At 40.0% G+C, this 12,167-nt stretch carries 10 protein-coding genes; all 10 read right to left on the bottom strand.

From position 1 onward, the window contains the following. Positions 1-16: 16 nt before the first annotated feature. The gene (tssE, locus tag H5162_RS00990; RefSeq protein WP_182777380.1) at positions 17-424 is read right to left on the bottom strand and encodes a type VI secretion system baseplate subunit TssE; all 408 of its coding nucleotides are present in this window, start codon (positions 422-424) and stop codon (positions 17-19) included. A gap of 54 nt (positions 425-478) precedes the next feature. After that, complete coding sequence (locus tag H5162_RS00985; protein ID WP_007584479.1) at positions 479-964, bottom strand: Hcp family type VI secretion system effector; 486 nt, start codon at positions 962-964, stop codon at positions 479-481. Between the two features lie 243 nt (positions 965-1,207). After that, positions 1,208-2,734, bottom strand: coding sequence for a type VI secretion system contractile sheath large subunit (tssC, locus tag H5162_RS00980; protein ID WP_145242487.1), 1,527 nt, complete (start codon positions 2,732-2,734; stop codon positions 1,208-1,210). A gap of 10 nt (positions 2,735-2,744) precedes the next feature. After that, complete coding sequence (tssB, locus tag H5162_RS00975; RefSeq protein WP_145242489.1) at positions 2,745-3,266, bottom strand: type VI secretion system contractile sheath small subunit; 522 nt, start codon at positions 3,264-3,266, stop codon at positions 2,745-2,747. Between the two features lie 64 nt (positions 3,267-3,330). Beyond that, positions 3,331-4,890: a TssA family type VI secretion system protein gene (locus H5162_RS00970; RefSeq protein WP_182719398.1), complete on the bottom strand. Its 1,560-nt coding sequence runs from the start codon at positions 4,888-4,890 to the stop codon at positions 3,331-3,333. Continuing rightward, complete coding sequence (tagF, locus tag H5162_RS00965; protein ID WP_182730835.1) at positions 4,887-5,879, bottom strand: type VI secretion system-associated protein TagF; 993 nt, start codon at positions 5,877-5,879, stop codon at positions 4,887-4,889. Before tagF ends, H5162_RS00970 begins: the two co-directional genes overlap by 4 nt. A gap of 8 nt (positions 5,880-5,887) precedes the next feature. Beyond that, positions 5,888-9,604 carry a type VI secretion system membrane subunit TssM gene (tssM, locus tag H5162_RS00960; RefSeq protein ID WP_182730836.1) on the bottom strand — a complete coding sequence of 1,239 codons (3,717 nt, stop codon included), beginning with the start codon at positions 9,602-9,604 and terminating at the stop codon, positions 5,888-5,890. A 9-nt stretch (positions 9,605-9,613) separates the two neighbouring features. After that, positions 9,614-10,336, bottom strand: a complete 723-nt coding sequence (gene icmH / locus H5162_RS00955; protein WP_182719396.1) for a type IVB secretion system protein IcmH/DotU — start codon at positions 10,334-10,336, stop codon at positions 9,614-9,616. Between the two features lie 13 nt (positions 10,337-10,349). Further along, positions 10,350-11,690, bottom strand: coding sequence for a type VI secretion system baseplate subunit TssK (gene tssK, locus H5162_RS00950; protein WP_145242497.1), 1,341 nt, complete (start codon positions 11,688-11,690; stop codon positions 10,350-10,352). Then, complete coding sequence (gene tssJ / locus H5162_RS00945; RefSeq protein ID WP_145242499.1) at positions 11,690-12,157, bottom strand: type VI secretion system lipoprotein TssJ; 468 nt, start codon at positions 12,155-12,157, stop codon at positions 11,690-11,692. The genes tssK and tssJ overlap by 1 nt, the downstream gene beginning before the upstream one ends. Positions 12,158-12,167: the final 10 nt, after the last annotated feature.

The raw sequence follows: 12,167 nt of genomic DNA, 5'->3' as shown, positions 1-12,167 counted from the left end.
CCTTTTCATTGAAATATTAGTCACCATTTTTAGCGTGCTGCATTACATCAGCCTTACCGCCTGATTCAAACCGCGTGTTTAACTTAATACATTGGCCACTGGTTAGAAATGCTTGAATATCCAGTCGGATCACGCAATTTTCTTCACGTATTTCCATTGGAATAACATTGGCATAACGCACTCTTGGCTCATATTTCTCAATCAATTTTTTAACCTCAAACGCCAAAGTATGTTGCGAATAAGGCAAACCTTCGTAAATATCTTCAATATCGGGCAAACCATAATCAGCCAAATGCTTTAACACCCCACGGCGAGCATTAAGCAGCTCATTAAGATGGTTACAGACACTATTTTGCTCATCAGTCTGAAAACCTTGATGTCCATTACGAATGACAGGTTGAGTTAAAAAATCGAATAACGCCATGAACTTACCTCTGATAAAAGGATATGCTTGCGCATATCCTTTAAAAATTCCGACTTATCGACCTTCAGTCCAAGAGTCAGAGAACTCGATGTTGCCATCAAGGTATGTCCAAGTAATGCGCTTATAACGTAAACATACTGTTTCAAGGTGCGGATAACGCTCCTTGTCTAAGTCTTTTACGTTGTGCATTGTTGGTGAGATTGACGTAATTTTTACATCTTCCAACTTGTGGCAGAAATACTCACGCTCAGTCCCTGTGTCATCGATACGGTACCATTTAAGCTCAAGTTGCTTAAGTGTTTGACCGTTCGAGCACGCTTTATACAGATACGGTGTAGCTGCATCTACCGCTTTAGTAATTACAAACGGTTCATGCTTACGTGTACCTGTAAGTTCACCCGTGTCGTTATCTGTAGGAATGCGAAGTTCATGATCAAAGTGTAGGATCTCGATTGAACCTTCACGCTCTGCAACAGTTACAGAACCTTTGATGTCATTACCTTGGTCATCCTTTAACCACATATACGCTGGAATTGCCATTTCATTATTCTCCTTTTAGAATGAAGTGTTTCCTGTTAGTTGGCATTGGCATAAACAACCATGTTTATGCCCCCCAAAAAGCCCTCTGCTTCACGCCACTGGGGAACATGTCCCAAGTTGGATGCAACCAACTTGGGGCAATCTTTTTCATAACGTTTTTTACACCAACCAGCTACTCACCAAATTGACGTATTTACACTTTAAAAGCCTGCGTTAAATGCGTTTCATCGGCGGCTTGGCAGTTCATTTTTCGCCAGGCATCTGCCCTACTAGTGCTAAGCGCACATCAATACCTTCCACTTGGAAATGTGGCACTATGTACGTACTAACACGGTAATAACCTGGGTTACCCGGAATTTCAGCAACAGTCACTTTGGCATCTTTTAATGGATGCGTTGCAATTAACGACTCATCAGGGTTATTCATTTTAGTAACTAACGCACCTAACCAATCGTTAAGCTGCTGCTCTAATTCATGGCGAGGTTTACTCGAACCTATGTTTTCACGCTGCAACACTTTTAAGTAATGCGCAATGCGCGATACTAAGAAGATATACGGTAAACGCGAGTTAATACGTGCGTTTGAGGTTGCTTCTGGCGTTTCAAGCACTTGTGGCTTTTGCGCACTATTAGCTGAGAAGAAACACGCAAAGTCTGAATTTTTATAATAACTAAGTGGAATAAACCCTTGGTTAGCAAATTCAAGCTCTTTAGTCTCTGAGATCAATACTTCTGTTGGGATCTTAGTTTCTGAGCCTTTACCTGCTTCGAATGAATGAAGTGGTAAATTCTCAACTTTACCGCCCGACTGTGGGCCACGAATGTTAACTGCCCAACCATTATCATGGAAACTGCGAATAATATTGGCGGCAAAAGCAAACGTTGCGTTACCCCATAAATAGCGCTCATGGTGTTCACTGTTTACATCTTCTTGGTAGTTAAAGTTACGCAGTGGATTAGTTTCACCATACGGTAAGCGCAATAAGAAACGTGGGAACGCTAGGCCGATATAGCGTGAATCTTCTGATTCACGGAAGTTTTTCCAACGTAAAAATTCAGCACGCTCCATGTACGAACCAATATCTTGAATTTTAGATACTTCATCAAGTGAGTCTTTCAAGAAAAACTTAGGTCCTACGCTGCCCATAAATGGGCAGTGCGCCGCAGCTGATACGCGTGAAATTTCTTGTAGTAATGAAACATCTGGCGCTGAACAATCAAACTCAAAGTTCGATACCATAGTCGATACTGGTTCGCCACCTGGGGTGTCGTAATCTGAGGTATAAACATGCTTGTACAATGCTGATTGCGTGGTATCAGGTGCTTCTTCAAAGTCATCACGCAGGGTTTCTTTATCAACGTCGAGCATTTCGATTTTGATGTTGGCATTGTTTGGCGTGCGATTAATTAAATAACGCAATGAACGCCAAGCTGATTCCATTTTTTGGAAGTTTGGATTATGTAAAATCTGGTCTAACTGCTGTGAGATAATCGTATCAACTTTCGCAATATAGTCATCTAACAACAACTTATCGATACGCGTAACTTCTTGGCCGCTGCTGCCAGCCATATCTAAAAATACATTGATTGCCGCTGTTAAACGCTCATTCGCACGGGTTTCAGCAAGGTTGCTGGCATCACGAAAAGTGTCTAATTTGATCTCATCTGCAACTGGGGCAATATCGACCAAGTTACAAAGGCTTTCGTAGGTTGATACCGGAGCTTGCTCAATTGAATGAGCTGCAACGTTTAATTGTTCTTGCATTGACATGGTAACGTCCTTATTCAGTAACTGGGTGTTTTTCGTCTTCAGAAGCAAGCGGGGCAATTTCATCCAGCTTAGCTTTTAACTCATCAAGTTCTGGCTGGTTTTGTAATACCCGCTCTAGTTCTTTACGTAATGATGAGTTATCCAAAAGATTCGATTTCAAGTCACGCAGTAAGTTACGCATTGCCATCATTTTATTTAACTCAGGTACCTGTGAAGCAACTGATTCTGGATCAAACGATTTAAACGAATCAAACTGTAAATTCACGTTGATCTCGCCATCGCCTTTGATCTTATTAGCAACTTGAAAGTTTGCCTTTGGTGCCATATCTTTTAACACTTGCTCAATATTATTTTTATTGATTGTTACGCGTTCACGCTCAGCAAGGTCTTGGGTATTTAAACCATTAGAGTAATCACCAATTACCAGCATTTTTAGTGGCAATTCGCTTTTTTGCGATGCGCCATCCGTATCAAGCTCTAAAGAGATATTGATCCGAGCTCTTGGGATCTCTTTTTGAAATGTATCTGTCATGTTTCTTCCTTTGCAGTTTGTATCAATTCCAATTAACCTCGACCCATTAGTCAGGCTCTTGTAACTAAATCCAAGCTATTGCTTGAGCCGGATTGGTTACCATCATTCGCTGACTAATTTGCTTAGCAGCTAAACTCATTTCATCACTTTCTGCCAACGACAGATTGGCGTAACATTGCTTGGCAAAACGCCATACTTCCATGCAAAAATGTTGTTGCCACTTCGCTAATTGAAAAGTTTCAATTTGCTCAAGTAATTCGGTTAAAATTGCCAAAGCGTGTTCATAATGCTCCGCTTTAAGTAACAACTTGGCTTTTAATAATTGGCTTTGTGATTGGTCAAACCCGGTAGGGGTACTTAATTGTTCAACCTTGCTAAGCGCAGCACTGAGTTGTCCTTGCACTACTTCATCAGCCAATAAGCTATAATGTTCATCAAAAATATTGCCTTGCGAATTATTGCTTGCTGGCGTTTGTGCATTGCTAATTTCAAGTAACGTTTCTTTATTGGCTGGGCTGCATAACCCTGTGCCATCGTCGTACTGTAAATGAGTTAAAAGCGGAAACTGACTAGTTAAATTAATCAATTGCTGCTCAAGCCAGTAACTTAGCTTGCCTTTATTTAATTGTTTTAACGCACTTAATACCAACATTTGTAAGTTGAGATTAAATTGCATCGCACCTTCCATAAATAAGCCTTCAGCAAGCATGAGTGCCTGCTCTGGTTGTTCACTGGCAAGTGCATTTTCAATCGGTGCAAAAGCCGCAGCTCTTGGTGCTGGTAAGCGTGTTTTACCATTTTCATTAGCCGGTATTTTCAGCCCAGACCAACGTGCAGCACGTGATAATTTAATCACCCGCTCGATGTTATTTTGTTCTTTATCAAAATTCAGTAATTCACGAATAGCTGATAAATAAGCCGTGTCACTGCTGAGATCACCAACCGTAATACTTGCAACTTGACTTACAGAGCTGTGCACTGATGATGTTGAATGTATTGCCGGTGTACCGTCGCTTGGTGCTTGTTCAGTATCGTCTTTACTAACAACTGACGGCTCGACTGCCTTTGCAACTGGGTTGCGTTTCATTTGCTCGTCAGTCCACTCGTTTAAAGTAGATAAAGGACCTGATTCACTATCTAATAATGGTACTGAGTGTTGGTTGTAATCGGTTAATACCGCATCTAGTTCGGCCCATTGTTCTGCGGTTGCCGAATGACTTTGCGAAATCCCTTTTAGACGTTCTTGTTGCTGTAAAAACCAGGTATTTACAGCACTGCGCATGCGCTCTTTAAGTGGGTGTACGTCGTTGCTAAAATCAGCCAATATCTTATTAAACAATTTGATTGAACTAATTAACCCCTGCACCCCAAATTCACTGGTTGCAGCTAAGCATAAGTAACTAACAATACGTAAATCTTTACTCTTATTCTGTAATAAGTCAGTTGCTTGAATAAACATCACTTTAAAATCAACCTCACCAACACCCGATGAAGATGCTTTGAGACTTTTAAATGTTTCTTCGTATTTTAAATCTTCGCCACACGGCAAACCTTGCAATGGTGCAGCAAGTTCATCCAGCCATAGTTGCCAGCTATTGTGAGTATGTGGTTGCTTTAAACTCATGCTTTACACCATCGTCTTAGTGCATCGTATACACTTACGTTATCCATATCGGCAAAATTAATACTGTAGTCACTTGGCACTTTGCTCAATGGTAAATTCGTCAAATCAATAATTTGTGTTGATTTGTCTTCATTTAACCAAATCGAGCTAAAATAGGATGCCGATACAGGACGACAAAACACCGTTAAACTAGGCGCATGATCTTCACATCCTAGTTGATAAAAGAACCACGGTTGCCAGTTGTGATCAGCAACCACAGATGCTATTAAATGCAGCCAAAATCCAGCGACCAAGGCGCTCTCATGACTAAACTGTGGCATTGGTAAACGAATACCAAATTGACTGCGTAGACAGCCTCTATTTGCAATCGACTTCAATACTGCAGATAGTTCTTCAATTAATACAGCACGCTTATGCACATCATTCATCTGGAGATGCTGCCACAGCACACTCATCGGTATCATGCGCAGTTTATCTAGCTCTTGATTTAAATTTGGTTGTTGCTTCAACGCATCAGCGACCTTGTTATAAGCATGAGCTTGTTCCGCCATCGCATCAATTGATGGCGCTTCTTTAATGCGATCATTCACACCAATTAAGTGCTCAATCACATGACTAGCATATAAGAACAAAAATGCTGGATGGCGTTTATAAGTGTCTAATCCGCTATGTATAAAAGAGCTAAAAGGGTAAAAACGGCCACTACTATCTTTACTTGGTTGTAAAATACCAAGCAAACTACTGTCTTCACTGTTCCCAGATACAAAAAACAACGATTTAACACCATTAAGTACAGCAACATTATTCGCCTTTCGACCACGATTAAGGTGAGCAAATCCTTCTTGTAACCAATGATCAAATGCCACTGATTCACGCGATGAAATATTTAACTTCACAAAATCAGGTCGTACTGGTGTTTTCCCCATATAACCGTAAGAAAACTGTTTTACTAGTAACGGCGATTTCTTTTTAGAAAATAAATTAAACATATCCGCCCCTACTGTACCGAATTATTATTCGACTGCGCATATTGCGGCGATTTCGAAAACAACGAGTTCGGTAAAGCAAACGAAGTCAGCATATATTTTGAGAAAATACCGCTATTACGCCCTGATTTTAAGGAAAACTGTACTGTTAATTGCTGTTCTGACTTATCGGTTAGTTCCCATGTAGCTAAGAACTCAGTGCCTTTTATCCATTTTACATTAGCATTATTAAGCACTTTAAGTAGCGCCCACGGACCATCTTGCTCAATCGAAATTCGATTGCCTTTATTATCTAAACCATAAAGAATCGCTTTTTCTGCAGCACCACGACCAGGCCAAGAAAAGTTACGCCACTCCTCCGGCTCATTACGATAGCGATAACCTTGCTCTGAAAAGCCTAAATAAGTTTCACGAATGCCTCTTTGTGGTACTGGCATCATCTGAAAATTAAAGCCCGCAGAATCTGCGCCACTAGTAAATAGTGAACGTGTTACTTTATTTGCTTTTGTTAAACCATCGAGTAATTCTTTACTAAAGCCAATACCAACACCATTCCACTGTTTTTCTTCCCATACGCCACGACGTACTTTCATAAAAGGTTTCAGTTGAGTGTTAGTAAAGTTCCATAATATGCCAGACTCAGTGTTTAAAAACTCCGACACATCAGCAATCGCGGCATCAGGTCCATTTAGGTTAAATGGGTACTTTCCTGCGATGCTGTTGCTGTACATTGTATAAACTTGGTTTTCCCACTCTTCATTTAACTGGCTTCGTGCTTTGGCCATAATTGTGGCTATACCCGCTTGTAAAGGCGCTTTGAAAAGAGTATCCAACGTTTCTTTTGTTTGTGGGTCTAAAGCACGTGTTTGGCTTTCAATGATGATCCATGATGACTGCAAAGCATTGGTTTGATTATTACCTGAGAGTAAATCTTGGACAAAAATCATAGCTTGGCCATCATCTTCATTACTCGCCGCCATCGCTTTTATGTCTGAGTGGATGCTGCTTAATGAACTAATGTACTGGCCCATGTAATCAGAACTGCGCTTATTATCATCGTTTTGTGTAAAACGGCGTAAATCAGCAAAGCGAGATTCCAGCTCTGGCGCTCTAACCGTACTCATTTGTGAAAAATCAGGGCTGTTAATAGCTTGTTTAGCTAGCTTTCCTTTTGCTGCTTTTTTCTGCGCAACGTCGGCAGCACCGGCAACTAAGGTCGCAATTTTGTCATTATTCGCGGTAACGGCTGAAGGTTCGTCAGCAACCATTATGTTATTGTTCACCAGCATCATTAAATCTATCAATGGGCCATCGTTTGATGAAAGGCGAGCAAAATCAATACTTGCATCGTTTAAGTCTCTAAACGCTGGGACTTGAATACTATTTAAGAATTCGAACCAAGTATTACCGTAATCCTTAAAGTAATAAGCACGCATTGCTTTGGCTAAGGACTCAGCTTGTGCTTCATCTACAGCATTTTGCCCTTCGTCATTACTGGTGCCCATAACCCAATCGCCTGAGAACACTAACCGTGAAATACGTTTAATTTCAGGATAGACATATTCTTGCCAACCAGCATTGGTATATACATAAGGAATTGCATAGCTACTTTTTAATACATCACGGTTATTAGCCGACATAAACTGATTAAGCTGTAATGCTTTTTTGCGCTCAGCAAAGCTTGTTATCACTTGCTTATACAGAGGCTCAGCTTCAGGTTGAGTATTTAAACTTTCGCGCGCAGTATAAATTGCGGTTTCATTTGCTTGCCAAAAATTAATCTTCCCAGGATGCTCTAGATCAGTACCTAAATTAGCTAAGTACACATCTAACAACGCAGTTAATTGACTATAAATGGGTGTATCTTGTTGCGCTGTTAAATCAATATTAAAGTGATTACTAATAAAACTAAGTAGCTGCTGTTTAGCAAATTCATCATTTTTATGTTCGGGGTGTGTGCTTAGCATTAAATGTAATTTAAGTGCTTCGTAATAAGGTTGTCGAATACCTACGCGTGACTCCGGCTCATCAGAGTTCCAACGACTTTCATACTGTTTTAATTGTGCTAACACCTGTTTTTCAGCAGGAAGTGTGATCAATTGGTTTAACTGGTTAAATAATACATTCGCGACACTTTGAGTTGTTTCGTCACCTTCGTAAATACCAAAAATAAAATACCAAGGTAAGCTTTTTTCATAACTTACAAGCTCCTGATAATGCTCAAATAATGCAAGTGTTGCAGCTAGCTTTTGATCCGCCTTCGCCTTATTTACATTAACTTCAACCACCGCTTTCACGCGTGCTTCGCCTTGGTTAAGCAATAACTGATTACTGGTGTATGAGGTAATCAATAACGCTGTAATCGCCGCTATTGAGGCAAGCCCCGTGGTTACAGTTAAACCTTTTAACCAACGACCTACTAAGCGCTTTTTACGATTACCCCGAGTTAAATCTTGTAGTTTAAAAACAACATCATTAAAAACGCGATTAATAAAATAGCTTTGGGTGATTGTTTCTTGTTTTTGTTCAACCACAACCGCGCCAAATTGATCGCGTACACCGTTGGTGATTCGCTCAATTGGTGTGCCCTCTTGTGTACCTGAGGTAAAATACACGCCTGCAAACCAAGGAACTTCTTGGTACGGATTCGCTTTAAATAGCAAGTTTACAAATTCGGTTAGTTTTGTTGAGGCCGATTTAAACTGATTAGGAAAATCAAGGATCAACTGTTTACGATGCTCATTTCGTTCACGGGCCACTTTACTTAAACGTTGCTGGCACAAACGTTCGTATAATTCATCCATTCTGAGCTCGAACATTTCAGCCGGATCGGTTTTTTGATCTTCACTAATATCAAGTAAATATGCGCCCCACACTTGCTCGCGCTCTTTTTCAGATAAGTCATTAAAAAAAGGTTCAAAGCCACTAATTAAATCGGTTTTTGTGAAAGTGATATAAACAGGGAAAATAACACCTAGTTGCGTGATCAACTCTTCAATACGTTCACGGACTAACTTTACATGCTGGCGAATTTCTTCACTGTCAGAGGTTAAAACATCAGCTACACTAATTGCGACCATTACGCCATTGATAGGTAATTTTGGGCGGTACTTTTTCAGTAAATTTAAAAATGATAACCACTCTTTGTTTTCTGATTGCTCAGTTGTGTAACGTCCTGCGGTGTCAATTAAGATCGCTTGATCTGAAAACCACCAATCACAGTTACGTGTGCCACCAAAACCTTGAATATGCAGTTCGCTAGAGTTTGAATACGGAAAATGTAATCCAGAGTTAGCAAATAAAGTACTTTTACCGGTCGCTGATGGACCAATGATCATATACCAAGGTAGTGCATAAAGAGCGGTATTACCACGATAGCCAGCGCCTAAGTGCGATGCTTTTAATGAGCCTAACGCTTCTTGCATTTTTTCTTTTATTTCATCAAGCTCAGCACTTGAGCCCGCATTGTGATTTGCAAGTTCAGAAGCTAACTTATCGCCAGAACGCTTAGTCCATAACCAACGAGTAAAAATAAATAAAATGAATACCGCCGTAACTGCTCCCATAGCAATCAGCTTTTTATCAGTCGTGTCTAAGCCCACCATGCGCCCAGCAAACCAAACAATGCTCAGCACTGCAATTAGACCGATCAACTGTCCTGTGGCGCGAGATGACACTAAGCCCAGTAAAAAATGCACTAGGCCACTTTTATTTACTCTTCCTTGCATGGTATTGCCTTATCGTGTCTCGTTGGTTTTATTCAATTGAGTGAGTACTTCCACCTGATTACTTATGGTTTGCGTACTCTGTGTAGCCTGCTTGTTGATCACAAAATGAAAGCCTGCAAATAGGGAAGCGATTGAGCCTAAACAAATCGACAGAATAACCCAATAAGGGACATTACGACCGACTTTCATAGCAAACCCTTCAGCAGGTACGCCATTATCAGAAAGCAGTGCATTAGGCGTGCCTTTGACATCTTCAATTTGTGCACGAATGTCAACTATCAAAGCTTTAAGCTGTTCTATTCCTTTAACTTTATAGATACCTTCAAAACCCAATTGCAAACAAATATAGTACACTTCTAACGCCGCAAATTTATTTTCACCGCCAGTACGCAAAGTCGCTAAACGCTCAAAAAACTCTTCACCTGCACGGTTATTGCCAAAAAACTCTAACTGCAGCGGTCGTGACATCCAGTCCATACGAAAATGCGCTCCGGAGCTCATTACAAACTCATCACACATTGCAGTAAGAGCAAATTTTACTTCTTGCATCACACTAGTCGTCACTTGTTGGGCATAACAATTACGCTCAAACTCATCAAAACTATTTAATAACTGATCACGAAAATCGTTCAGCTCAAGATCGGTTGATTGCTTGAGCTTTAATGGCGATAACGCATTTATAACCGGTGATATACAGGCGATTAAATCTTGTTGTTGTGATTGTTGTTGCATCATTTCACCTAACTTAATTGCGTGCGACAGTAACTATTTCGATTTGCGCAGCTTGCAAACCAAATGGAATAAATAAACTTAACGACTGCTCTTCGATTATTTGCTGCCAAATGTAACCATGTGATTCAAGACGGAAATATTCATATCCACTCTTTATTGCTAATTTATTTGGCGGCCGTTGGCAGTGAGTTAGCTGAACACCTGCAAGGGCTGATGAAATCATAATATCGAGTTTTTCAGTTGCGCCAACTTTAACTTGGTCGCTAAATGTTTCAATCCACTTAGTATCCTCAGCTTCAAAATAAACCGCGAGATAGAAGTCGTTATGCTCAAAAATTGCTGAGTCAATAGTCGCAACCTGATGAATAGCATTGGAAATTTTTTCAAGTTTAAGGCCAGCCATTTTCTTAGGCACAACACCTTCAAGTAGCTTAGTTAGCAACTCATCTAACTTACCAAATACATGGCTGAGTTGTTTATGCTGATAAGGAGGGACTTGGTTTACTAAATCACTGTGTTCAAACATCGATACAGAGCTGATCAAATCAACCAATTCACAGTACAAACGCTCTGGATGAACTAATGACAAACTTTTTAAATGATCCAACCGCTTTGCTGAAGGTGCCATCGCATTAAGTAATAAAAAGCTATTCATCTCGTTTGGACCAAAGTCAGTCACTGAACCAAAGTTTTTCCTGCGACTAAGCAACACATTGACTTTCGCATTCACTAAATTTGCGGTGCGATTTAATAGCTCAGTTAAATATACCGAAGCACTGATATTTAACAGTGGTGGTACAAAGTGTTTATTAACAACAAAAGAGCCGTCTTCTGCGCGGACTATTTTCAAACACGCTAAAGTATCAAAATAAGTTTTTACATCACTATCTGTTAGTAATATAAATTTAGGGTGCGCTATCAGCACTTCACGATTACGTGCAGCATCATGATCATCATTTAACTCAATATAGTCTGCATGATAGGCACTGAGCTGACCGGTTGTTGCATAACCTTCAATATTACTAACGATTTTATTGGCAGCAATCGCGATGTAAATAATCACTTCATCTAGGTTAGGATCTAATTCCAGCTTTAATTCGTCATGTTGTTGGCGATCAAAATCAAGTAATCGACCATTTTCAAGTAACAATTTGAAGCTAGTAATTTTTAATAGCCCACGTGATAACGCTGACTCATCAATTGCAAGATGCTGGATACCAAACACCAATGGAGAAATAAGTCGCTGTCTTACAATTTGATTTTGCTCATGATACTCATCAAATAACTGAAAATGGTGTTGTGCTAATAATACACCTTCAGCCCAGACGGGTTTTACGGGGGCTTTAGTACTCATTACTGTGCCTCATCCACGTCAGGCAACTGCACTTCATTATTTGTGATCAGCACATCTAATGCAGTCGATAATTTAACCGGACCATCACCTAGTTGATAATACGTTTTCCATTTGTCTCCTTGGCGATCTCTGAATAACGCAACAATTGCCACAAAACGAGCATTTTCAGCTTGTTCAAAAGCGATCGTTGTTTTTTCGGCAGGATTAATAGTGCGTTCTTCTAACGTGATCAATGAATTTGCTAATACTGATTTATCTGACTTCCAAAGTTCTTCAAACGTCGCTGTTTTAAAGCTCTGAATATCAGACAATTGATACACTCTGAGAACCACTGGAAGTGCTTCATCAAATTGATTTAAATTTAAATTATCTGTTGCTGTAATGTCTAACTCTACATTAGTGCTCATGCACGCAGTGAGTGACATTAACAGCACAGCTAAGATTACTTTATTTATTGCAAAACGCATTTAATACCTC

Source organism: Pseudoalteromonas sp. SR41-8 (assembly GCF_014163915.1).
GTDB classification, from domain to species: Bacteria; Pseudomonadota; Gammaproteobacteria; order Enterobacterales; family Alteromonadaceae; genus Pseudoalteromonas; species Pseudoalteromonas rhizosphaerae.
Note: the sequence above shows the minus strand (reverse complement) of the source record. Positions and strands in the feature narration are given on the sequence as shown.